This is a genomic window from Azorhizobium oxalatiphilum (assembly GCF_014635325.1).
Lineage (GTDB): Bacteria > Pseudomonadota > Alphaproteobacteria > Rhizobiales > Xanthobacteraceae > Azorhizobium > Azorhizobium oxalatiphilum.
In genome coordinates, this window is sequence record NZ_BMCT01000003.1 from 181127 (window position 1) to 202862 (window position 21736).

The window sequence follows — 21736 nt, forward strand, 5'->3', positions numbered from 1 at the left end:
CATCCCAAGGCGCGCGGCTGCGTGCGCCAGAAAGGGGCGGCTCCATGCAAGCATCGCGAGCTATTTAGGCGGTAGACAATTGTGTTTTGCGTAGCACGCCATTAAAGAGGCTCTCTGCTACCTTGATGTAGGTAATATAGTCATGGCGTTCCCCGCGCGCCGTTGGCTGTCCATGGTGTTTCGCGCCTCTGTGATGGAGGTTGCGGACGTTCGCCGTGTGGCCACGCTTCCTGCGCAACTCCTTACGCTCCGCTCCGCCACCCGCGCCGGGATGTACGACAGCGCGGCCGCATGGCCGTGGGAGAGGGCCCATGGCTGAGACCTCCCTGCAGGCGGCCGGCAGCGCGCGGCCCGCATCCGTGCTGCGGGACACGCTGATCAGCCTTGTCACGACGCTGATCTGCATCGCCGTGTTCTGCGCCGCCGGAGAAGTCTATTTCCGCGCCACGCGGCCTTTCCTCGCGACCCAGTGGCCGCTGACCTTCGTGGACGGGGTGGGCTTCCTCATCACGCCCGGCGGCACCATCCGCGACACCAACAATATCGACTACTGGTCGCAGCAGACAGCCAATGCGCAGGGCTTCCTCGCCGATCTGCCGCAGGAGACGCCGGGTGCCTGCCGCGTGGCGCTGATCGGCGACAGCTTCGTGCAGGCGGTGCAGATCCCCATCGGCGAGAAGATCGGCGCCCGCCTCATCGCGCTGGGTGAGAAGGAAAAGCTGCCGCTGGCGGTGGGCGCCTATGGCTATGGCGGCACCGGACAGCTCAACCAGCTGCCCTTCTATGACCGCTATGCCCGTGCCTTTGCACCGCGCGTGGTGGTGCTGGTCTATGTGGCGAACGACTTCGCCAACAATTCCGCGGTTCTGGAGAGCATCCGCTCAGGAATTGACCCGGACCATCCGCACCGCATGTTCGCCCGCCGGAATGCGGAGGGCGCCATCGTGCCTTTGCCGGTGGACGACAAGGGCTGGCGCGACCACATGCTGAAGGTGCCCACCCGCGAGGGCCGCTTCATCCCGCGCGCCAACATGTGGCTGCAGACCCATTCCTATTTCTACGCCTGGGCCTTCACCAAGCTGGCCATGGTGTCGCCCGGCGCCGCCGTCTTCCTGGCCGGCAGCGACCGCAACGCGGTGCTGGAGGATCGTGCCGAGCTGATCGCCGCGCGCCCTGCCTATCGGGACGTGATGGAGGGCTGGGATCCGGCCCGCACCACCGGCACCAATCCCACCCTCCAGAGCATGGACGTGCCTTTCTCCTGGGAGAAAATGCCGCCGGTGTTCCGCGAAGCCATGGCCTTCTCGGGCTATGCGCTCGATCAGTTCAAAGCGCGCGCCGAGCGCGACGGTGCGCAGTTGGTCATCCTCTCCACCGACAACATGCGCGCCTTCGATCCCGGCCAGTTGCGCTTCAGGCGGCTTCAGGCGCTGGCAGCGGAGCGCCAGATCCCGCTGGTGGACATGACCGCCTTCATGGAGAAGCGCGGTTATCCGGAAGGCGAGGCGACCTTCGCCCATGACGGCCACTGGACGCCCAAGGGCCATGCCTGGGCGGCCGAGGCCCTGTTCGACTATTTCGCCGCCCATCCCGCCTTGTGCCAGCCGCCCGCCGGCCAGCCGGCGTCCGGCGCATCCTGAAGGTTTGCACATGAGCAGCAGCAAGAGTGGCGCCATCGAGAGCTACGACCGCCCGCCGGACGAGCTGAAGACGTCCGACCGGGGCTTCGGCAAGGTGATGGCGGTGGTGTTCGCCATCATCGCCGGCTTCCAGTTCTGGCATGAGCGCCCGCGCATCGCCGGCATCCTCGCCGGCATCGCGCTCGTGTTCGCGCTGGCCACATGGCTGAAGCCGTCCCTGCTGCATGGGTTGAACCGGCAGTGGTTCAGGCTCGGCCTGTTCCTGCACAAAATCGTCAATCCGGTGGTGATGGCGGTGATCTTCATGGGCGCGGTGGTTCCCACCGCCCTTGTCATGCGCGCGCTTGGCAAGCGGCCGCTCAATCTGGCCATCGACCGCACGGCGCAGAGCTACTGGGTGGTGCGCGATCCGCCGGGGCCGGCCCGCGACAGCCTCAAGCGCCAGTTCTGATTTTCGGGAGTTATGAGATGACGTTCGCCCTCGAGATGTGGGAGTTCATGAAGGTCCGCAAGAAGTTCTGGCTGCTGCCCATGCTCGTGCTCATGGCGCTGCTGGGCGGGCTGCTGATCCTTGTGAAGGGCTCCGCCGTCGCCCCCTTCATCTACACGCTGTTCTGAGAAGCCTTATGCGCAGTCTCGGCATCTCGGCGCTCTATCATGACAGCGCCGCAGCCCTGGTGGTGGACGGCGAGATCGTCGCGGCCGCGCAGGAAGAGCGCTTCACACGGGTGAAGCACGACGCCTCCTTCCCGGTGAACGCCATCGGCTATTGCCTGGAAGCGGGGCGGACCTCGCTCGCCGACATCGATCAGGTGGTGTTCTACGACAAGCCGTTCCTCAAGTTCGAGCGGCTGCTGGAAACCTATGTGGCCTTCGCGCCGCGTGGCTTCGCCTCCTTCCGCCGCGCGCTGCCGCTGTGGCTGCGGGAAAAGCTGTTCCTGAAAGATCTGCTGTTCAAGGAACTGAAGGCCATCGAGCCGGGCTTCGAACTTTCGCGCCTGCTGTTCACCGAGCATCACCTCAGCCATGCGGCGAGCGCCTTCTTCCCCTCGCCGTTCGAGGAGGCCCTGGTGCTGACGCTGGACGGCGTGGGCGAGTGGGCCACGACTTCGGCCGCCATCGGACGGGGCAACAGCCTTGAGATATTCAAGGAGATCCACTTCCCCCATTCGCTGGGCCTGCTCTATTCCGCCTTCACTTATTACACCGGCTTCAAGGTGAATTCGGGCGAGTACAAGGTGATGGGCCTTGCCCCCTATGGCGAGCCGCGCTTCACGCAGAAGATCCTCGATCACCTGATCGATCTGAAGGACGATGGTAGCTACCGGCTGAACCAGGACTATTTCGACTATTGCACCGGGCTCACCATGACCAACGCGCGCTTCGACGCGCTGTTCGGTGCCCCGGCCCGCAAGAGCAGCGAGCCGCTCACCCCCTTCCACATGGATCTGGCCGCCTCGGTGCAGCAGGTCACGGAGATCGCGGTGACGCGCATGGCCTCGGCGCTCCAGCGCGAGACTGGCCAGAAGAACCTCTGCATGGCCGGCGGCGTGGCGCTGAACTGCGTCGCCAATGGCGTGCTGCACCGGCTCGGTCTGTTCGAGAACATCTATGTGCAGCCGGCCTCCGGCGATGCGGGCGGCGCGCTCGGCGCGGCGCTGGCGGGCACGCATATGGAGGCGAACCTGCCGCGCGTCTCCGGCCGCGACAAGATGCAGGGCGCCTATCTCGGCCCCGCCTTCGCGCAGGACGACATCGAGCAGCGGCTCACCGCCGTCGGCGCGGTGTTCGAGGTGATGGAAGAGGACGATCTCACCGATGCCACGGCGCAGGCGCTGGCGGACGGCAAGGCGGTGGGCTGGTTCCAGGGGCGCATGGAGTTCGGCCCGCGCGCGCTGGGCGGTCGCTCCATCCTCGGCGATCCGCGCTCGCCCTCCATGCAGAAGACGCTCAATCTGAAGGTGAAGTATCGCGAGAGCTTCCGGCCCTTTGCGCCTTCGGTGCTGCGCGAGCGGGTGGCGGACTATTTCGATTTCGACGCCGACAGCCCCTACATGCTCATGGTCGCCCCGGTGGCCGAGGCGCGCCGCCGCGCCATGACGGCGGAAGAGGAGGCGCTGTTCGGCATCGAGAAGCTGAACGTGCCGCGCTCCGACATCCCCGCCGTGACCCATGTGGACTATTCGGCCCGCCTGCAGACGGTCACTGCCGACACCGCCCCGCGCTATCACGCGCTGATCACCCGCTTCGCGGAGATCACCGGCTGCCCGCTGGTGGTGAACACCTCGTTCAACGTGCGCGGCGAACCCATCGTCTGCACGCCGGAGGATGCCTTCCGCTGCCTCATGGGCACGGAGATCGAGGTGCTGGCGGTGGGCAATTGCCTGCTGCGCAAGGAAGCCCAGAACCCGGCGCTGAAGCTCAATTACGAAACGGCGTTCGAACTCGACTGAAGCGGCGGGTTTGGGGCGCAGGCTGGCGGCTCAGGCCATGGCTGCTTCGGGCTGCGGCCGGGTGCGCCGGGGCTCGCTTTCGGCCTGGCGCAGGTCGCGCGGCGTCATGCCATAAACGCCCTGGAAGGCGCGATAAAAGGCCGAGAGGCTCTCGAAGCCGCAGTGGAAGGCCACGTCCGCCACGGGGCGGGAGGGCCTTGCGCGCAGCAATTGCGCGGCCTCGCGCACGCGCAATGTGGTCAGGGTGCGCGAGAAGGACTGGCCCGTGGGCTCGAACAGCACATGGACCTGCCGCAGTGAAATGCCGAGTTCCGCCGCCACCCGCTCGGGAGAAAGGTCTGGCCGGCGCAGGTCGCGGGCAAGGATCTGGCGTGCGGCATGCAGATAGCCGGCGCGCAGCGCCGCCCGCCCTTCCACGCTGCCGGCGGCCAGACGGCCACGGATGATGAGCGCCAGTCGCGCCGCATGGACCACGTCGCTTTCGGCGTCGGTCGGCGGGACGTCGGCGCGGGTCAGCGCCATGAACAGGGCTTCCAGCGGCCGTGCCTGGGGCGCGGTGTGCGGCAGGCCGGCGGCAAACAGGTCGTGTCCCCGTGCGCCCACCAGCAGGTCCGCGCTCAGGGGGATCTTCAGCATGCGATATTCGAAGCCGTCACTGCGCTCCGGCGTGGCCTGGAAGGGCAGGTCGGAATGGCTGATGGTGAGGCTGCCCGCCTGCACATACTGGCGCGATCCGCGTCCGGTCTCCAGCATGCCGGGGCCGCGCACCTGCAGGCCGATGCACAGGCTGTTGCCGGACATCCGGGCGATGTCGGCATTGGTCCGGCCGATGCGATAGGATGAGGCCTGCATGTCGGAGACGATCGCGCCGCCCACTCCGCGGGCGGAGAATCGACCGTAAAAATCCGAACGCTGCGGCCGCTCCAGTTCGATGGTGACACCGAACAGGGTCTTTCCGCGCACTTCGCACCAATGGTCGAAGCGGTCCTGGGGCCGAAGATCGTCGGTGGTGAAGCTGAGCATTGTGCCCTGCGACTGGCGGCGGAACGGGGGGCTGGAACGCAAGCTCGAACGGGCGGAAACCGCCGGAATGACGGAACCGCACGCACATCTTACGGCGCAAAGAAGTGTTTGTCCCGCCGGATGGCAGAACGATGGCGGTACTCTGTAATGTCGAGGTGCCGACCCGTCCGGGGATTGCGTGTGCCGCGTGCCCGGCGGGATCGATTGGCAAAGTGTTAGTCGCGGGGGGCGCCCGTTTCAAATCTCAAAAATGGGGGTATTTGCGATTTGCCGCTCCTGTGGCGCGCGGGTGGGGTCAGGCGCGGCCGGCGTCGTCCGCCTCTGCCAGCAGCTTGGCGGCGCGATCGGAAAGCGTGCAGCCATGGTCTCTCAGGCTGCGGATGGCCTCGCGGGCCACGAACCGATTGGCCGTATTGCCCGTGAAGCTGCTGATCGAGTCGGTGAACGTCAGCACCACATTCTCGGTGCCGATGGTTCGGCGGTAATCCACCAGCGCGATGCGGGAATAGGGCTTGCGCCGCCGCCAGACCACCTTGCATTCCACATGCTCGGGGTGGAGGGCCAGCCGGGGGCCGATGTTGCTGTGGGACCAGGACAGCCAGGGCAGGCCCTTCCAGCCGGAGAAGGCGGCGACCAGAGGCACGTAGACGGTGTCTCCCCGCTGTACGAGCAGGTTCCCCTTGGCGCGGGCAAGGCGGTTGCGCAGGCTGAGATAGATGATGCCCCAGATGATCGCGACGCCGAGGAAGGCGACGACGGTGAGCAGAATCTCGATCCTCATGGCGTCTGGCTTCCATGTATTGAAGGGCGTGGTTCGCCCATGGCACCGAATGTCCCGCGCACGGTGTGGAACCCTCGGGCGAGGGGCACCCCATCGCGCCGTTTCGCGCGCTGGGGCAGGTCGCTCTTGTGAACAGGCCGGCGCCTGATGCAGGACAGGCCGGCAGGGAAGAATGCGAGGTAAGCCGTGGCAAAGAAGATTTTCAAGCTGAGTGCGGACGAGATCGTGTCGTTTGTCCCCGGTTATGGTGGCTGTATCGCGAGCGATCGGATCACGGTCGATGGCGCGCCGGTGGGTTATATGTATCGCGACGCGCCGTTCCGGCCGGAGGACAGCGGCTGGTGTTTCCTCGCCGGGGACGAGGACGAGGCCTACATGGCGGACGAGACCAAGCACGAGGTCTATGACGTCAACACCATCGCCAATTACGACCCCGACATCGTGCCCTTTCTCGATGCCGAGGAGGGCAGCCACTTCGCCCGCGACGAGGATGGCATCTTCCAGCCGGTGGAGGAGGACGATGAGGAGGAGGGGGACGACTGATCCGCGCCGGCCGGTGACGGACGCCGAATGACGCTCACCGGAAAATGAGCGACGGGGCGGGCCATATGGCGATGCCGTGACGTTAGGGTATGGCGGCTGGGCGGTGGCAGAAGCCAAACGGCCGCCGTCCGTCGATGCCCGACACGGGGAGGCAGCAGATGATCTTCCAGCCGACATGCGGTCTCGGCCGCACGCAGAAACCCGGTTCCTCGCGCACCCGGCGCGTGGGCCCCGCTGTTCTGGCGCTGGGCCTCGCCCTCGCGCCGTTCGCCACCATTGCCCTCGCCGGAGCCGCCTTCGCGCACCATGGCTGGTCCTGGGCGGAAGGGGAGCAGATGGAGCTGAAGGGCAGCATCGAGAGCATCTCCATGGCGCCGCCCCATCCCATGCTCAAGGTGAAGGATGCCAAGGGCGTGGTCTGGCAGGTGGATCTGGGCAATCCCGGCCAGACCGCCCGCTCCGGCTTCACCGGTGACACCGCCAAGGTGGGCGACGGGATCATCGTCCTCGGCAATCGCCACAAGGATCCCAAGGAGATGCACATGAAGGCCGTGCGCATCACCATCAAGGGCGTGAATTACGACATGTATCCCGAGCGCATCCGCACCAACTGAGGCGGCATCGGCATGGACTTCGCGCAGGGCCTGCTGGCCGCGGTGGAAAGCTGGCAGGTCGCTGGCGCGTTGCGCGGCTCGGGCACGCTCTACCTGTTCGTCAATGCGGCCCATATCCTCGGCGTCGGACTGATCCTCGGCGCGATCCTGCCGCTCGATCTTGCGTTGCTGGGCCTCGTGCGCGGCGCGCCGCTGGCGGTCATCGGACCCTTCCTGTCGCGGGCGGCGGCGGTGGGCGTGGTATTGGCGCTGGCGACGGGGCTGCTGCTCTGGGCGGTGCGGCCGCGCGAATATCTGGAGAACGAAGCCTTCCTCTGGAAGATGGGGCTACTGGCGCTCGCGCTCGCCAATGTCGGCCTCCAGCACGGTCTCGGCGGCTGGCGGCGGGTGGTGGCAGGAGAGGGCGTGCCCGCCGCAACGCGCGTGATGGCGGGGCTTTCGTCAGCCCTCTGGCTCGGCACGCTGCTGGCCGGACGGTGGATCGGCTTCTTGTAGGGGGGATGGTGCGGGCGGTCGGACTCGAACCGACATATCCGTGAGGACGGCGGATTTTGAGTCCGCTGCGTCTACCAATTCCGCCACGCCCGCGAGGCGCCGGTGCGGGTAAGCACCGGGGCAGTCCTGCATCCTATAGGGCACGCGCGGGCCGAACTCCAGACCCCCGCCGGGCGACCCGCACAGCGGGGCAGGGGTTGCCCACATGCTGGCTGCGCCGGGCCGGACCAAGCCACCGCAGGCGCCGCCCGCAGGTGCGGCTCACCGCTCATCACCGCATGATCGCCGGATCATCCCTCGGCCACCGGACGCGTGCCCCAGGGTGAGGCAGAGCGACGCTGGTGCGCGCAAGCCTGCATCGGGCGAGCGGTTGGGGCGGATGCCAAATGCCAGTCCCTGCAACGCTCTTGTGACTTCAGCCGCAGACGCCGCGCCTGCCGTTGCCCGTGAAGGCTGCGACGCAGCGTCATCCGCGACCTTCTGTGTCATTGGCGTCGATAATTCAGCGTTGTTTCATTTCAAAAGTAAGGAGGATAATCTTTCGGAGGTGGTTATCGTCAGCAGTTTGCTTTGGGTTGTGCGGTGATGTGTTGTGCGTTTGTCATGATATCTGGCCGTGCGATCCGTATTTTTACTTAGGTTCGGCGTATCTCGGGTGAACGAAATGGCGCAAACGACACATATCGGAAAGCTGACCCACTCCGGGGCACGGAGTTTCAACCCTGTCTCCAAGGCCTTTCACTGGCTGATGGCCGTGATCATCCTGGTTGCCTGGGGCATCGGCTATTACGGCGGCGGCATGCTGCACTATGGCGTCAGCGACGCGGAGACGGCCCAGAAGATCTGGGCGATCAACCTGCACAAGTCGATCGCCACGACCACGCTCTTCCTCATCGTCGCGCGCATCATCTGGCGCGCCTACCATCGCCCGCCGGAACTCACCGACATGCCGGCGATCATGAAGCTGGCCACCCATCTCGGCCACTGGAGCCTCTATCTCCTGATGATTGCGGTTCCGCTGTCCGGCTGGGCCAACAGCTCCTCGGCGGGCTACAAGATCCCCGTCCTCGGGCTCTTCACCATCCCGCAGCTGGGCCCCAAGAATCCGGCCCTGACGCCCTATCTCGTGGAGGCGCACTTCTATTTGTCCTGGGCGCTGCTGCTGGTGGTCGTCGGTCACGCCGTCTTCGCGCTGAAGCACCACTTCATCGACAAGGACGAGACGCTGACATCCATGCTGCCGAAGCAGGATTGAGGAAGCAGGATTGAGGCGGGCAGGGCCTCGATCCCGGGGCGCAAGGGGGCGGGACGGTTCAACTGTCCCGCCCCCTTGCGCCCCGGTCTATTTCCGCATGGCCCGAGGCAAGCCGGCTCGGCTACAGTCGCCGGCATGACTGCCCCGCTCATCGCCCACATCATCCCCTGGACGAACCTCGCCGGCACGGAGCTTGCCACCCTGCGGCTCGCCGAGGCGGCACGGGAGATGGGCTATGACAATGTGCTCTATCTGCCGGACACGCCGGACGCCGCCACCCTCGATGCGCTCTATGTGAGCCGGGGCTTTCCCACCGCCCGTTTCCGCATGCCGCAGGTCAGCCTGCGCCGGCCCTGGCCGTATCTGGCCAACACGCTCGCGCTCATGCGCGACTTCCGCCGCCGGGGCGTGCGGCTGGTGCACAATGGCGAGGTGATGGGGGCCTATTTCACCGCGCTGGCCGGTCGCCTCGCCGGGGCGCGGGTGATTTCCCACGTGCGCGCCGATCATCCCCAGTGCACGGATATCGATCGCCTGCTGCTGCGCCCCGTGGAGCACTATCTCTACGTTTCCGCCAGCGCCGCCCGGCATCAGGATTTTCCCGTGCGGCCGGGGCAGGGGGAGGTGCTGTATGACGCCGCCCCGCCGCCGCCCGCACCGGTGCCGCGCGCGGCTGCCCGTGCTCATTACGGATTGCCGGACGACGCCATCGTGTTCGGCATGCCCGCCCGCGTGAGCTGGCAGAAGGACCATGCCACCCTGATCCGCGCCACCGCGCAGGTGATGCGCGCCCGGCCCGATGTGCATGTGCTGGTGGTGGGCGACACCGATGCGGACGCCGCCCACCGTGAGCAGTTCGCCGTGCTGACGGCCCTGCTGGCGGAAACCGGCACCGGCAGCCACGTGCATTTCCCCGGCTTCGAGGGCGAGATGGGCCGCTTCTATGCCGCCATCGACGGCCTGGTGCTCTCCACCCATACGGAGGGCTTTCCGCTGGTGCTGCTGGAGGCCATGAGCCTCGACCTGCCGGTGGTCGCCACCAACGTGGGCGGCATTCCCGAGGCGGTGGCGGATGGAGAAACGGGCATCCTCGTGCCACACGAGGATGCCCCGGCACTGGCCTCCGCCATGTTGCGGCTGGCGGAGGACACGCCGTTGCGTGCGGCCATGGGGCAGGCGGGGCGGCGCCGGGTGGAGGAGCGCTTCGGCCGCTCCCGCTTCGCCCGCGAGTTGTCCGCTGTCTATGCCCGGCTGCTCAAGGCCTGAATCGATCCGGCTCTAGAATTTGTAGCCGATGGCGAGGATGCCGGAGGGCTGCGTCTTGCTCTCGACGATGGGGCTGTCGGCGGCATCTCCGATGAGATAGCCGAGCCCGGCCTGTCCCCGGATCAGCCAGTGATCGGTCAGCATGTAGGTGGCCGAGACGTTGAAATCGACACGCTTCAGCCCGGCGCCGATGGTGTAGACGGGCAGGCCTGAGAGGGCGGACTGGGTCGGCGTCACGCCGAAATAGGCCTGCATGTAATTGTCGTCGGACCAGGTTCCGGACATGCCGGCGGTGAACAGCATGCGCTCGTAGCGGAACGAGGCATCGACACCGAATTTGGCTTCCAGCCCGTCGCTGCCGCCGATGGTGCGGTTGAGGGCGGCATAGAGTTCCACCTGTCCGATGGCATAAGCCACCTTCGCGCCCACCACGGCACCGGCGTCGATGTCGCCGAGGCCGCGCAGATGGTCCGAATCGTCCTGCTGGCGGCCGCCGTCATAGCCGAGCCGGCCGCTGAAGGTGAAACCATCCGCCTTGTAGAGGTTCACGGAGAGCCCACGCGGATCGAGCTTCACGAGGTCGCCGAAGCTGGCGGACACGAAGGGCACCGGGGAGACCTCGTATTCGTCCGAGCCCTCGTATTTCGGTGCGATCATCGCCCCGCCGCCGAGCACCACCTTCCACTCGGCGAGCTTGTCGGTGACGAAGGCGAACTGGCCGAAATCCGTGCCGCTGGCAGAGGCCGCCGGGCGGCTGGCAGTGGTCGCGCTCGTACTCGCCGCGAGATCGGCGGCGGAGGCCCGGCCGGAGATCAGGAGCAGGGTCGCGACGGCGGTGAGAGGCAGGATGCGCCGCTGATCCCCTGGCAGGCGGGAGCGGAGAGGGGACGCGGAACGGGAAACGGGCAATGGCATGGGCGGCTCTTGTTCGGTGGACATCCCGGGGGATGGTTTCCGTCTAGAGAGGCCGCCGGCCCGCCACGAGCACGCCTTCGCAATTGCGCCAAACTGTTCGCTAAGGTGGCGCTGGAGCTGAAGGTGGGGCTTTCGGAATGCGTGATTTCGCCAATGTGCAGGCCGATCCCTGGATGCGTCAGCGCGCTGCGGAGTGCTGCCTTGCGCTCGCGCTCAGCCCGATATTCGCCTGGATGCGGCCATTCGGTGTCGATGAGCAGGCGTTCGTGATCCGCATGGGCTTCTGGCTGGGCATTCTGGCCTGCTGGTTCCTCGCCCTGGCGATCACGGAGCGGCTGTTCGAGGCACGGGGCCTGCTGCGCGGGCGCGATGCGGCCCTGCGCTGGGCGGCCATGGTCGGTGCCGCCGCCTTTCCCATGATGCTGATCGTCGGGCCGGCGATCTATGCTTTGGAGGGCTGGCAGCCCTATGCCCATAAGGTCGTGACGCTCTATTTCCAGATCGCCGTCATTGGTGGCGGGGTGTCGTTGATCGCGCGCGCGGCGCTGGGGCAACGGTTCGCGGTCTCGGCCACTCCCGCGCCGTGTCCGTCGGGCATTCGTCTTGATGGCGCGCTCAACGGTTTGGATCCGAGCGAGCTGGAGCAGGCCCGGCCGGTGGCCGTACCGCAGGCCTTCGCCAACGGGCTGATGGGCCGGCTGCCGCCGCATCTGCGCGGTCGCATGATCGCGCTGGAGATGGAAGATCATTACGCCCGCGTGCACACCGATCGCGGGTCGGGCCTGATCCTGATGCGGCTCGGCGATGCCATGGCCGAGGCGGCCCCGACGCCCGGCCGACAGGTGCACCGCTCCTGGTGGGTGGCGGACGCGGCCGTCGCCTCTTTCGAGCGCGTGGGCCGCACCGGACAGGTCCGGCTCAGCAACGGGCTCACCGCGCCGGTGTCACAGCGCTATCTGCGGGAGGTGGACCAGTTCCTCGCCCGGCGCGGGCAAGGCGAAGGGCCTCCCGCGCTGTCCTGAGGGGGCGCCGAACTCACTCCCGCGCCGGTACGACCGGATTGGCGAGGGTGCCGTCTGGGGCCAGATAGTCGAGCAGCTTCAGTGTCCGGTCGCCGGTGGTGACGAGGCGGGACACGATGGAGCGCAGGGAATGGAATTCCTCGCCCGACAGGCAGTCGAACAGCGTGTCGTTGGCCGGACGCTGCACGGCAGTGAGGTCGTCCAGAAGCTGGTTGGCCTTGGGCGTGATGGTCAGCAGCACGCGGCGGCGGTCTTCGGGATTGACCTCCTTGCTCACCAGATCGGCGGCCACCAGCTTGTTCACCTCGATGGTCACGAAGGCGCCGGACAGGTGCAGGTGCTCGGCCAGAAGGTTCACGCCCACGCCCGCCTCCCGATCCTGCAGATGGGCGATGGCGACGAGGATGGTGTATTGCGCACCCGACAGGCCGATGAGCGCGCCGAGCCGGCTGCGGACCTCCTGGATGCGTGCGGCGAACGCCAGCGTGTCGTGCACCAGCTGACGAAACGCGCGATCCGATCCTTCCATTACCAACTCCGGTTTCGAGACGGTCATCTGACGTTGCGGCATGTCCGGGCTGCCGGGCCGGACGCCCTGAGCCGCCATGGCCGGGGCGCCGCTGCCGGTGTTTACAGCACCATGCTGCTCCATGACCCGAGACGGCTTGCCGCCGGGTAACTTGTCGCGGGGGGCTTTCTCGCGGGGTGCGCCGCCGCGAGAGGCCTTGCCACGGGTGGGTTTGCCGGATGGGTCCACGAAATCCGCCTTGACGTCAGTTCGATAATTATATTAGCTTTGGTTCAAAGATAAATGGAGCCCCGGCTTCCCGCCTTTGGCTCCTCGAACTCCAGTTGGGCCAGACCATGAGCGAAGCCTCCATCAGCGTTGCTGCGACGTCCGATGCGTTCGACTTCCGGGCGTTCCGCCGGGCACTCGGGCACTTTGCCACCGGCGTCGCGGTTGTGACCGCGCGCGCCGAGAATGGCGAGGTGGTGGGCATGACCATGAGTTCGTTCAATTCGGTTTCGCTCGATCCCCCGCTCGTCCTGTTCAGCGTCGCGCGCAGCGCGCTCAGCCTTCCCGCTATGCTGGCGGCGCGCGGCTATGGCGTCAACGTCCTCGGGCGTGATCAGGAGGATCTGTCCAATCGCTTTTCCAAGGCGATGGGGGACAAGTGGTCCGATGTCGACCATGTAAATGGCCATGAGGACGCCCCTCTTCTGGCTGGGGCCATCGCCCATTTTGAGTGCGCGCCCTACGCCCATCACGACGGCGGAGACCATGTGATCTTCCTGGCCCGCGTGGTGCGCTTCTCCAACGACGAAGAGGGCGATCCGCTCGTCTTCTTCCGTGGCCGCTACCGCGGCCTCGCGACTGACCTGCCGTCCGCCTGATCTCCCGATCCGCCCGATAAAACCTGCCTTCACCAGAGAGACTTAAGTTATGATCAAGACCGGCCAACAGCACACGGAGAGCCTGCGCGACGGGCGCCAGATCTTCCTCGACGGTGCACTGGTGTCGGATGTCACCACCCATCCGGCCTATCGCGGCGCCGTTGCGTCGGTGGCGCGGATGTTCGACTTCCAGAGCGCGCCGGAAAACCGCGAGCTGATGACGTTCGAGACCGAGACCGGTACGCGCGCCAACAAGATCTGGCAGCTGCCCAAGAGCTATGAGGAACTGAAGGCCCGTCGCGCCGGCCTCGAGGCCTGGACCGAGCTGCACGCGGGCTTCCTCGGCCGCGCGCCGGACCATGTCGCCTCCTGCATCGCCGGCATGTACATGGGGCTCGAAGTGTTCGAGGCCTATGACCCGGCCCGCGCCAAGGCGCTTGCGGACTATTACCGCTACGCCCGCGACAACGACCTCTACCTCACCTACGTGATCATCAACCCGCAGGCCGACCGCTCCAAGAGCGCCGCCCAGCAGCAGGATCCGTACCTGTCCGCCGGCATCGTGGATCGCGACGCGGGAGGCATCACGGTGCGTGGCGCCAAGATGCTGGCCACCGGCGGCATCATGGCCAATGAGGTGTTCGTCACCTGCATCCAGCCGCTCCAGCCGGGCGATGAGAAGTATGCGCTCTCGTTCGCCATCCCCATGAACACCAAGGGTCTGAAGATCCTCTCGCGCAAGTCTTACGAGGCGGCGAACCCGTCCGTGTTCGACAACCCGCTCTCCAGCCGCTTCGACGAGAACGACGCCGTCCTGTTCTTCGACGACGTGAAGGTGCCGTGGGATCGCGTGTTCGCGGTCGACAGCATCGACATGGTGGCCAAGCAGTTCCACGCCACTCCGGCGCACGTCTACCAGAACTATCAGGCGCAGATCCGTCTCTCGGTGAAGCTCAAGTTCCTGCTGGCGATTGCCCGCCGCACCACCGAGATCAACGGCACCACCGGCTTCCCGCAGGTGCGTGAGACGCTGGGCCAGCTCTCGGCGGAGGTGGCGTCGGTGGAAGCCTTCGTCAACGCCATGGAAGCCAAGGGCACCCAGCGCGGGCCGTATTTCGTGCCCGACCGCAACATGCTCTATGCGGCGCAGACCCTCTCCCAGCAGCTCTACGGCCGGGTGCTCAACACCCTGCGCGAGCTGGCCGGCGGCGGCATGATCATGCTGCCCTCGTCGGTGCAGGACTATAACAACCCGGAAGTCGCCAAGCTCATCGGCAAGACCCAGCAGTCGCCGGCCGCCAATGCGGAAGAGAAGGTGAAGTTCTACAAGCTGGCCTGGGACGCGGTGGGCTCCGAGTTCGCCTCGCGCCACGCCCAGTACGAGATGTTCTATTCGGGCGCGTCCTTCGTGGTGAAGGGCCATGCCTTCCGCACCTATGACTGGGACGCCGCCAAGGGCATCCTCGACAAGATGCTGGACTCCTACAGCCTCGCCGACGAACTGGCCCCGGCCCGCGCCGCCGAGTGACGTTTATGGCCCGCGTGTTATGCACGCGGGCCTTTTGGCTTGCGCGGGCTCCGCGCCGGCCCCCTTACGCCTTTATCCGCCCACAAGAAGGTCCCTTCCATGGCCATCAACAAAGCGCATGACGAGTTTTATACGCTGGATCTGAACAGCGGTTGGGAAGTCCCCCCGGGCTACCCGCAGGGCATCCAGCAGAAGATCATCTCCGGCGCGCTCGACGAAAAGAACAAGCGCGGTTCTCGCACCCGTCTGCTGCGCTTCGATCCCGGCGTGTTCACCACCGCCCCGTTCGTGCACGAGTACTGGGAAGAGGTGTTCCTCGTCACCGGCGACCTGACCGTCGGCAATGACGTGAACGGCGAAGGCGGCGAAGCCTTCCCGCCCTTCACCTATGCCTGCCGTCCCCCGGGCGCGTTCCACGGCCCCTTCAAGTCGGAGAAGGGCTGCATCCTGATGGAAATCCACTATTTCGATCCGGCCTGATCGCCGATGACCCGTCGCATCGGCCGGGCTTGTACCGCGTAACGGCCGATTTCCCCCCTCCCTCGCCCCCCGCGTGGGAGGGGTCTTCGTATCTGGAGGCAGGTTTCTCCTGCCATCCCGCCGTTTCGACTCGCGCGCTTTCGCGATAGACACCCCGCCAGACCCTTATCCGCTTCCTGCTCCCGGACATCCGCTCATGACCGCTCCGACCCTCGCCAGCCTCGCCGCCGATCTTGCCGCCGGCCGCACCACCTCGCGCGCGCTCGTGGAAGCTTGTCTCGCCCGCATCGAGGACCCGGCCGGTGAGGGCAAGCGCGCCTTCGTGTCGGTCAACCGTGAAAAGGCGCTGCTGGCGGCGGATGCACAGGATGCCCTGCGCAAGGCGGGCGCCGCCCCCTCGCCCTATGCCGGCATTCCGGTGGCCATCAAGGATCTGTTCGACATCTCCGGCGAAGTGACCACCGCCGGTTCGAAGGTGCTGGCGGACCAGCCCGCCGCCACGGCCGATGGCACCGCCGTGGCGCGCCTGAAGGCGGCCGGCTTCGTCATCATCGGCCGCTCCAACATGGTGGAGTTCGCTTATTCCGGCCTCGGCCTCAACCCGCATTACGGCACGCCGAAGAGCCCGTGGAAGCGCGAGGAGGGCCATGTGCCCGGCGGCTCCACCTCGGGCGGCGCGGTGGCGGTGGCCGATGGCATGGCCCATGTGGCGCTCGGCACCGACACCGGCGGTTCCTGTCGCATCCCGGCGGCCTTCTGCGGCATCACCGGCTACAAGCCCACCGCCCGCCGCGTGCCGCAGGACGGCTGCGTGCCCCTGTCCCAGAGCCTCGATTCCATCGGCCCGCTGGCCAATTCGGTGGAATGCTGCGCCATCGTGGACGCCATTCTCGCCGCAGAGCCGGTCTCGCCGCTGGTCCCGGCTGACGTCGCCGGCCTGCGCTTCCTGGTGCCCACCACGGTGGCCATGGATGGTCTTGATCCCGAGGTGCAGGCGGCTTTCGCTTCGGCGGTGAAGACGCTGGAGGCGGCCGGTGCGCAGGTGACGATCGGCCCGGTGCCCGAGTTCGCCGAGATCGCGGTCATCAATGCGAAGGGCGGCTTCACCGCGTCGGAGAGCTATGCCTGGCACCGCAAGCTGCTGGCGGAGAAGGAGGCGGGCTATGACCCGCGCGTCTCCGTGCGCATCAAGCGTGGCCACGAGCAGGAGGCGGCGGATTATCTCGACGCGCTCGCCGCCCGCCGCTCGCTGATCGCCCGCGCGGCGGCCCGCATCGCGCCTTACGACGCGCTGCTGATGCCCACCACCGCCGGCCTGCCCCCGGCCATCGCGCCGCTGGAGACGGACGACGCCGCCTTCGCCACCGCGAATCTGCGGGCGCTGCGCAACCCGACGCTTATCAACATGATTGACGGCTGCGCCATTTCCCTGCCGATCCCCACGGAAGATGGCGCGCCCGTGGGCCTGATGCTGGCGGCGGCAGGCGGCATGGATGCGCGTTTGTTCGCCATCGCGGCGGGTGTGGAAGCCCAGTTTAGAGGCTGATTCGCGTATCGCGCGCTTCCATTTCCCTCCGTGGGGCCTATAGAGGGCGCGCGTAACCCGTTGGACTTTTCGGGGAAGGATTCATCATGACGAAGCCCGCCGTCCGCGTTGCCGTAACCGGCGCCGCCGGTCAAATCTGCTACTCGCTGCTGTTCCGCATCGCCAATGGCGACGTGTACGGCAAGGACCAGCCGGTCATCCTCCAGCTCCTCGACCTGCCCCAGGCGCAGAACGCCGTGAAGGGCGTCGTCATGGAGCTCGAGGATTGCGCCTTCCCGCTGCTGGCCGGCGTGGTGATCACCGACGATCCGAAGGTGGCCTTCAAGGACGTGGACGCGGCCTTCCTCGTGGGCGCCCGCCCGCGCTCGAAGGGCATGGAGCGCGCCGACCTGCTGCTCGCCAACGCCGAGATCTTCAAGGTCCAGGGCGCGGCGCTGAACGCGGTCGCCAAGCGCGACGTGAAGGTGCTGGTGGTCGGCAATCCGGCCAACACCAATGCCTACATCACCGCCAAGTCCGCTCCGGACCTGCCGGCCGGCAACATCACCGCCATGCTGCGCCTCGACCACAACCGCGCGCTCTCGCAGTTCGCGGCCAAGATCGGCGCCAACAGCGCCGACATCGAGAAGCTGGCCGTGTGGGGCAACCACTCCCCGACCATGTTCGCCGACTACCGCTTCGCCACCGTGAAGGGTGAGCCGCTGCCCAAGCTCGTCAATGATGAGGAGTGGTATCGCGGCACGCTGATCCCCACCGTCGGCAAGCGCGGTGCGGCGATCATCGAGGCCCGCGGCCTGTCGTCGGCGGCTTCCGCTGCCAACGCGGCCGTCGACCACATGCGCGACTGGATCCACGGCACCAATGGCGGCTGGGTCTCCATGGGCATCGCCTCGGACGGTTCCTACGGCATTCCGGAAGGCATCGTCTTCGGTTTCCCGGCGGTGTGCAGCAACGGCAGCTATGAAGTGGTGAAGGGCCTCGAAATCAGCGAGTACGCCCAGTCCATGCTGAACATCACCCTGAAGGAACTGCTGGACGAGCGCGACGGCGTTTCCGCCATCGTCGGCTGAGTCTTTTCAGCTTCACAAGTTCGGAAGCCGGCCCCTCGGGGCCGGCTTTTTTATTGGCCCCCGCCGGCGTTGCGTGCAGCGTGTGGTTGCGCTGGCGCAGCACTCCAGCGCATGCGATGTGAAACCGGATCGGACAACGAACGTTGCTCCAAGCATTGCGGCGGACCGGCGAGGGTGAGGCGTGCAAGGCGAAGCAAGGGAAATCGCGTCGATCCTGACGCAGATGTTCGAGCAGGCGCCCACCTTCATGGCGCTGCTGCGCGGGCCGGAGCATCGCTACGAGCTGGCGAACCCCAGCTATCTGCGCCTCATCGGCAATCGCGACGTGATCGGCCGCACCGTGGCCGAGGCGCTGCCGGATGCGGTGGAGCAGGGCTTCCTTGCCATTCTCGACGAGGTCTACCGCACGGGTGAGACCTACAACGCCACCGGCGCCCTGTTCGCCATGCAGGCCGAGCCCGGCGGCCCGGTGGACGAACACTATCTGGATTTCGTCTTCCAGCCGCTCCGGGGGCCGGACGGCGTGGTGAACGGCATCTTCGTGGAAGGCGCTGATGTCACCGAGCGCAGGCGGGCCGAGCAGGAGCGGCGGGAGAGCGAGGCGCTCTACAAGGGCCTGTTCGACGCCATCGACGAGGGCTTCTGCGTCATCGAGTTCTTCGACGGCCCGCACGGGCCGGACAGCGACTATGTCCACGTCTCGGCCAATGCCGCTTATGCCCGTCACGCCGGCATTCCCAATGTGGTGGGCCAGAAGCTGCGCGAGATGGTGCCGGCGGAGGCCGATGCCTGGGTGGCGCGCTATGGGGCCGTGCTGCGCACCGGTGAGCCGATCCGCTTCCAGCAGGAACTGGTGGCCACCGGCCGCTATCTGGAACTGGCCGCCATCCGCATCGAGCCGCCGAGCCGCCGGCAGGTGGCGGTGCTGTTCCAGGACATCACCGCCCGGCGGCAGGCGGAGCTGGCGCTGGCGGAACTCAACGCCACGCTCGAACATCAGGTGCAGGAGCGCACCGCCGAGCTGGTGGCGACCGGCGAAGCCCTGCGCCAGAGCCAGAAGATGGAAGCGGTGGGCCAGCTCACCGGCGGCATCGCGCACGATTTCAACAATCTGCTCACCGGCATCATCGGCAGCCTTGAGATGATGTCCACCCGGCTGGCGCAGGGGCGCATCGCCGATCTGGAACGCTACATCACCGGCTCCATGGGCGCTGCCCGCAGGGCCGCCGGCCTGACCCAGCGCCTGCTCGCCTTTTCGCGCCGGCAGACGCTCGATCCCCGCCCCATCAATGTGAACACGCTGGTCAACGGCATGGCGGACCTGATCGTGCGCAGCGTCGGCCCGCAGATCGAGGTGGAGACGGCGGGCGCCGCCGGGCTCTGGACCGTGCATGCGGATGCCGGCCAGCTGGAGAATGCGCTGCTCAATCTGTGCATCAACGCCCGCGATGCCATGCCGGACGGCGGCAAGCTCACCATCGAGACCTCGAACCGCTGGATGGACGAGCGCACCGCCCGCGTGCGCGGGCTGGAGCCGGGGCAATATGTGTCGCTCTGCGTCTCCGACACCGGCACCGGCATGACCCCGGAGGTGGTGGCGCGGGCGTTTGATCCCTTCTTCACCACCAAGCCCATCGGGCAGGGCACCGGCCTCGGCCTCTCCATGGTCTATGGCTTCGCCGGCCAGTCGGGCGGTGCGGCCCGCATCTATTCGGAAGTGGGTCGGGGCACGATGATCTGCATCTATCTGCCCCGGCAGACGGGTGAGGCGGCTGAGGAAGAGGAGCTTGCGGTGGTGGCCGACACCCCGCGCGCGGAGGGCAGCGAGACCATCCTGCTGGTGGATGACGAGCCGCTGATCCGCATGCTGGCCGCCGAGCAACTGGCGGAACTGGGCTATGCGGTCATCGAGGCCGAGGACGGCCCCTCCGCGCTGAAAATCCTGAATTCGGCGAACCCCATCAGCCTGCTGATCACCGATGTGGGCCTGCCCGGCGGCATGAACGGCCGCCAGCTGGCCGATGCGGCGCGGGTGTCGCGGCCCGGTCTGGAGGTGCTGTTCATCACCGGCTATGCGGAGAATGCCGTGCTGAACCACGGCCATCTGGAGCCGGGCATGCACGTCATCACCAAGCCGTTCCAGATGGATGTGTTCGCCCGCCGGGTGAAGGATCTGGTGGTGAAGGCCGGCGTGGCCTGAGGCGGCGGGACGCAGCATCGGGGAAATCCGTGCCTGCGACCGCCAAGCTGGTGAAATCGCGCCGAAATTCCGCTACACCTCACGCTTGGACAGTCGGCGTCGGCCGGCCGCCGGGACAGGCGAGGGGAGACCGCCATGCTGCACGAGCGCCGCATCCTTCTCATCATCGGCGGCGGCATTGCCGCCTATAAGTGCCTGGACCTGATCCGTCGCCTGAAAGAGCGCGGCGCCAGCGTCCGCGCGGTGCTCACCACGGCGGCGCAGAATTTCGTCACGCCGCTCTCCGTGGGTGCCCTCACTGGCGAGCGGGTGTTCACCGACCTGTTCGACCTGACCGCCGAGCACGACATCGGCCATATCCGCCTGTCGCGGGAGGCGGACCTGATCGTGGTCGCCCCGGCCACCGCCGACCTGATGGCCAAGGCCGCCAACGGCTTCGCGGACGATCTGGCCTCCACGGCGCTGCTCGCCACCGACAAGCCGGTGCTGTTCGCCCCTGCCATGAATCCGCGTATGTGGAGCCATCCGGCCACCCGGCGGAATCTGGCGCTGCTGAAGGAAGACGGCGCCCTCATCGTCGGTCCCAATTCCGGCGCCATGGCCGAGCGCGGCGAATTCGGCGAGGGCCGCATGGCCGAGCCCATGGAGATCCTCGCCGCCATCGAGGCCCGCTTCGAGGAGCATCCCCAGTTGCTCAAGGGCCGCCGGGTGCTGGTGACGTCCGGCCCGACCGTCGAGCCCATCGACCCGGTGCGCTACATCGCCAACCGTTCCTCCGGCAAGCAGGGCCACGCCATCGCGGCGGCGGCGGCGGCGGCGGGCGCGGAGGTGATTTTGGTGTCCGGCCCGGTGCAGGTGCCCGATCCGCGCGGCGTCACCGTCATCCATGTGGAGCGGGCGCGCGACATGCTGGCGGCGGTGGAGGAGCATCTGCCCACCGATGTTGCGGTGTTCGCGGCCGCCGTGGCGGACTGGCGGGTGGCCGGCGAGGCCGAGCAGAAGATCAAGAAGGGGCCGTCCGGCACGCCGGGCCTGTCGCTGGTGGAGAATCCGGACATTCTCGCCACCATCTCCCGGCACAAGATGCTCCGGCCCCGCCTCGTGGTGGGATTTGCCGCCGAGACCGAGAATGTGGTGCCGAACGCGAAGGACAAGCGCATCCGCAAAGGCTGCGACTGGATCGTCGCCAATGACGTGTCGCCGGCCACCGGCATCATGGGCGGGGATGCCAACACCGTGCACCTCGTCAGCGCAGAAGGTGTGGAGGACTGGCCCTCCGCCAGCAAGGCCGAGGTGGCGCGCCGTCTGGTGGCACGTATCGCCGGGGCGCTGGCCTGAGGTCACGGGTCCGCAGCCGGCAAAGGTTGTGGGTGTCCGCAGCTTCCCGCTCTGCGGGGGCGGGCGCATGATACAGCCGTGGATCGGCGCGCAGGCGCATCACCCGCCGTCATAGAGTGGTCACGCAAGGCGGCCATGGTCCGCCCCAAACAAGGGGATTTATCCATGAATG

21 protein-coding genes and 1 tRNA gene are annotated in these 21736 nt (G+C 67.0%); 17 read left to right on the forward strand and 5 right to left on the reverse strand.

The features are described from left to right. Nucleotides 1-311 precede the first annotated feature (311 nt). Genes IEW24_RS12890 through IEW24_RS12905 form a run of 4 tightly spaced genes read left to right on the forward strand, consistent with a single transcriptional unit; the run spans nucleotide 312 to nucleotide 4093 of the window. Nucleotides 312-1640, forward strand: a complete 1329-nt coding sequence (locus IEW24_RS12890) for an SGNH/GDSL hydrolase family protein (RefSeq protein ID WP_188579160.1) — start codon at nucleotides 312-314, stop codon at nucleotides 1638-1640. A gap of 10 nt (nucleotides 1641-1650) precedes the next feature. Then, nucleotides 1651-2091 (forward strand): hypothetical protein, encoded by a 441-nt coding sequence (locus IEW24_RS12895; RefSeq protein WP_210324199.1) that lies wholly within the window; start codon nucleotides 1651-1653, stop codon nucleotides 2089-2091. Nucleotides 2092-2108: 17 nt separating this feature from the next. Continuing rightward, nucleotides 2109-2258 (forward strand): DUF5989 family protein, encoded by a 150-nt coding sequence (locus IEW24_RS12900; RefSeq protein WP_188579162.1) that lies wholly within the window; start codon nucleotides 2109-2111, stop codon nucleotides 2256-2258. 8 nt (nucleotides 2259-2266) lie between these two features. Further along, nucleotides 2267-4093: a carbamoyltransferase family protein gene (locus IEW24_RS12905; protein ID WP_188579164.1), complete on the forward strand. Its 1827-nt coding sequence runs from the start codon at nucleotides 2267-2269 to the stop codon at nucleotides 4091-4093. Between the two features lie 30 nt (nucleotides 4094-4123). Here the strand turns inward: IEW24_RS12905 and IEW24_RS12910 are convergent, their stop codons facing one another. Both IEW24_RS12910 and IEW24_RS12915 read right to left on the reverse strand, forming a co-directional pair. Continuing rightward, entirely contained in the window at nucleotides 4124-5116 is a 993-nt protein-coding gene (locus tag IEW24_RS12910; protein ID WP_188579166.1) for an AraC family transcriptional regulator, read from the reverse strand. Between the two features lie 295 nt (nucleotides 5117-5411). Further along, nucleotides 5412-5897 (reverse strand): hypothetical protein, encoded by a 486-nt coding sequence (locus tag IEW24_RS12915; RefSeq protein WP_210324200.1) that lies wholly within the window; start codon nucleotides 5895-5897, stop codon nucleotides 5412-5414. A gap of 186 nt (nucleotides 5898-6083) precedes the next feature. Between IEW24_RS12915 and IEW24_RS12920 the strand changes: the two genes are divergently transcribed. From IEW24_RS12920 to IEW24_RS12930, 3 genes are all read left to right on the forward strand, one after another. Beyond that, nucleotides 6084-6440, forward strand: coding sequence for a DUF2185 domain-containing protein (locus IEW24_RS12920; RefSeq protein WP_188579168.1), 357 nt, complete (start codon nucleotides 6084-6086; stop codon nucleotides 6438-6440). A gap of 239 nt (nucleotides 6441-6679) precedes the next feature. Further along, nucleotides 6680-7054 (forward strand): DUF6152 family protein, encoded by a 375-nt coding sequence (locus tag IEW24_RS12925; protein WP_188579710.1) that lies wholly within the window; start codon nucleotides 6680-6682, stop codon nucleotides 7052-7054. A 12-nt stretch (nucleotides 7055-7066) separates the two neighbouring features. Beyond that, nucleotides 7067-7549 (forward strand): DUF2214 domain-containing protein, encoded by a 483-nt coding sequence (locus IEW24_RS12930; protein ID WP_188579170.1) that lies wholly within the window; start codon nucleotides 7067-7069, stop codon nucleotides 7547-7549. A 6-nt stretch (nucleotides 7550-7555) separates the two neighbouring features. Here the strand turns inward: IEW24_RS12930 and IEW24_RS12935 are convergent. After that, a tRNA-Leu gene (locus IEW24_RS12935) sits at nucleotides 7556-7642 on the reverse strand. 571 nt (nucleotides 7643-8213) lie between these two features. Between IEW24_RS12935 and IEW24_RS12940 the strand changes: the two genes are divergently transcribed. Further along, the gene (locus IEW24_RS12940; RefSeq protein ID WP_188579172.1) at nucleotides 8214-8804 is read left to right on the forward strand and encodes a cytochrome b; all 591 of its coding nucleotides are present in this window, start codon (nucleotides 8214-8216) and stop codon (nucleotides 8802-8804) included. A gap of 135 nt (nucleotides 8805-8939) precedes the next feature. Further along, a complete protein-coding gene (locus IEW24_RS12945; protein ID WP_188579174.1) occupies nucleotides 8940-10070 on the forward strand; it encodes a glycosyltransferase in 1131 nt (376 codons plus the stop codon). 12 nt (nucleotides 10071-10082) lie between these two features. On the opposite strand, the gene IEW24_RS12950 is transcribed toward IEW24_RS12945, so the two are convergent. Then, nucleotides 10083-10985 (reverse strand): MipA/OmpV family protein, encoded by a 903-nt coding sequence (locus IEW24_RS12950; RefSeq protein WP_188579175.1) that lies wholly within the window; start codon nucleotides 10983-10985, stop codon nucleotides 10083-10085. Between the two features lie 137 nt (nucleotides 10986-11122). On the opposite strand from IEW24_RS12950, the gene IEW24_RS12955 reads away from it, so the two are divergent. Next, the gene (locus IEW24_RS12955) at nucleotides 11123-12007 is read left to right on the forward strand and encodes a LytTR family DNA-binding domain-containing protein (RefSeq protein ID WP_210324201.1); all 885 of its coding nucleotides are present in this window, start codon (nucleotides 11123-11125) and stop codon (nucleotides 12005-12007) included. Nucleotides 12008-12020: 13 nt separating this feature from the next. On the opposite strand, the gene IEW24_RS12960 is transcribed toward IEW24_RS12955, so the two are convergent. Continuing rightward, on the reverse strand, nucleotides 12021-12536 hold the full coding sequence (locus IEW24_RS12960; protein WP_244644360.1) for a MarR family winged helix-turn-helix transcriptional regulator: 516 nt from the start codon (nucleotides 12534-12536) through the stop codon (nucleotides 12021-12023). Between the two features lie 335 nt (nucleotides 12537-12871). On the opposite strand from IEW24_RS12960, the gene IEW24_RS12965 reads away from it, so the two are divergent. The 7 genes from IEW24_RS12965 (at nucleotide 12872) to coaBC (ending at nucleotide 21564) form a co-directional block, all read left to right on the forward strand. After that, nucleotides 12872-13402 carry a flavin reductase family protein gene (locus tag IEW24_RS12965; RefSeq protein ID WP_188579179.1) on the forward strand — a complete coding sequence of 177 codons (531 nt, stop codon included), beginning with the start codon at nucleotides 12872-12874 and terminating at the stop codon, nucleotides 13400-13402. A 49-nt stretch (nucleotides 13403-13451) separates the two neighbouring features. Next, nucleotides 13452-14930 (forward strand): 4-hydroxyphenylacetate 3-hydroxylase family protein, encoded by a 1479-nt coding sequence (locus tag IEW24_RS12970; protein ID WP_188579181.1) that lies wholly within the window; start codon nucleotides 13452-13454, stop codon nucleotides 14928-14930. 99 nt (nucleotides 14931-15029) lie between these two features. Next, the gene (locus IEW24_RS12975) at nucleotides 15030-15410 is read left to right on the forward strand and encodes a cupin domain-containing protein (RefSeq protein WP_188579183.1); all 381 of its coding nucleotides are present in this window, start codon (nucleotides 15030-15032) and stop codon (nucleotides 15408-15410) included. 196 nt (nucleotides 15411-15606) lie between these two features. Beyond that, nucleotides 15607-16956 carry an amidase gene (locus tag IEW24_RS12980; RefSeq protein ID WP_188579185.1) on the forward strand — a complete coding sequence of 450 codons (1350 nt, stop codon included), beginning with the start codon at nucleotides 15607-15609 and terminating at the stop codon, nucleotides 16954-16956. Between the two features lie 86 nt (nucleotides 16957-17042). Further along, nucleotides 17043-18026: a malate dehydrogenase gene (locus tag IEW24_RS12985; protein WP_188579187.1), complete on the forward strand. Its 984-nt coding sequence runs from the start codon at nucleotides 17043-17045 to the stop codon at nucleotides 18024-18026. Nucleotides 18027-18207: 181 nt separating this feature from the next. Continuing rightward, nucleotides 18208-20226: a PAS domain-containing protein gene (locus IEW24_RS12990; RefSeq protein ID WP_373870055.1), complete on the forward strand. Its 2019-nt coding sequence runs from the start codon at nucleotides 18208-18210 to the stop codon at nucleotides 20224-20226. Between the two features lie 135 nt (nucleotides 20227-20361). Further along, nucleotides 20362-21564: a bifunctional phosphopantothenoylcysteine decarboxylase/phosphopantothenate--cysteine ligase CoaBC gene (gene coaBC, locus IEW24_RS12995; protein ID WP_188579189.1), complete on the forward strand. Its 1203-nt coding sequence runs from the start codon at nucleotides 20362-20364 to the stop codon at nucleotides 21562-21564. Nucleotides 21565-21736: the final 172 nt, after the last annotated feature.

What these genes read in the sequence shown, in the direction of transcription:
- IEW24_RS12890 (WP_188579160.1), top strand. Translation starts at nt 312, where the DNA reads ATGGCTGAGACCTCCCTGCAGGCGGCCGGCAGCGCGCGGCCCGCATCC.
- IEW24_RS12895 (WP_210324199.1), top strand. Translation starts at nt 1,651, where the DNA reads ATGAGCAGCAGCAAGAGTGGCGCCATCGAGAGCTACGACCGCCCGCCG.
- IEW24_RS12900 (WP_188579162.1), top strand. Translation starts at nt 2,109, where the DNA reads ATGACGTTCGCCCTCGAGATGTGGGAGTTCATGAAGGTCCGCAAGAAG.
- IEW24_RS12905 (WP_188579164.1), top strand. Translation starts at nt 2,267, where the DNA reads ATGCGCAGTCTCGGCATCTCGGCGCTCTATCATGACAGCGCCGCAGCC.
- IEW24_RS12910 (WP_188579166.1), bottom strand. Translation starts at nt 5,116, where the DNA reads ATGCTCAGCTTCACCACCGACGATCTTCGGCCCCAGGACCGCTTCGAC.
- IEW24_RS12915 (WP_210324200.1), bottom strand. Translation starts at nt 5,897, where the DNA reads ATGAGGATCGAGATTCTGCTCACCGTCGTCGCCTTCCTCGGCGTCGCG.
- IEW24_RS12930 (WP_188579170.1), top strand. Translation starts at nt 7,067, where the DNA reads ATGGACTTCGCGCAGGGCCTGCTGGCCGCGGTGGAAAGCTGGCAGGTC.
- IEW24_RS12940 (WP_188579172.1), top strand. Translation starts at nt 8,214, where the DNA reads ATGGCGCAAACGACACATATCGGAAAGCTGACCCACTCCGGGGCACGG.
- IEW24_RS12945 (WP_188579174.1), top strand. Translation starts at nt 8,940, where the DNA reads ATGACTGCCCCGCTCATCGCCCACATCATCCCCTGGACGAACCTCGCC.
- IEW24_RS12950 (WP_188579175.1), bottom strand. Translation starts at nt 10,985, where the DNA reads ATGCCATTGCCCGTTTCCCGTTCCGCGTCCCCTCTCCGCTCCCGCCTG.
- IEW24_RS12955 (WP_210324201.1), top strand. Translation starts at nt 11,123, where the DNA reads ATGCGTGATTTCGCCAATGTGCAGGCCGATCCCTGGATGCGTCAGCGC.
- IEW24_RS12960 (WP_244644360.1), bottom strand. Translation starts at nt 12,536, where the DNA reads ATGGAAGGATCGGATCGCGCGTTTCGTCAGCTGGTGCACGACACGCTG.
- IEW24_RS12965 (WP_188579179.1), top strand. Translation starts at nt 12,872, where the DNA reads ATGAGCGAAGCCTCCATCAGCGTTGCTGCGACGTCCGATGCGTTCGAC.
- IEW24_RS12970 (WP_188579181.1), top strand. Translation starts at nt 13,452, where the DNA reads ATGATCAAGACCGGCCAACAGCACACGGAGAGCCTGCGCGACGGGCGC.
- IEW24_RS12975 (WP_188579183.1), top strand. Translation starts at nt 15,030, where the DNA reads ATGGCCATCAACAAAGCGCATGACGAGTTTTATACGCTGGATCTGAAC.
- IEW24_RS12980 (WP_188579185.1), top strand. Translation starts at nt 15,607, where the DNA reads ATGACCGCTCCGACCCTCGCCAGCCTCGCCGCCGATCTTGCCGCCGGC.
- IEW24_RS12985 (WP_188579187.1), top strand. Translation starts at nt 17,043, where the DNA reads ATGACGAAGCCCGCCGTCCGCGTTGCCGTAACCGGCGCCGCCGGTCAA.
- coaBC (WP_188579189.1), top strand. Translation starts at nt 20,362, where the DNA reads ATGCTGCACGAGCGCCGCATCCTTCTCATCATCGGCGGCGGCATTGCC.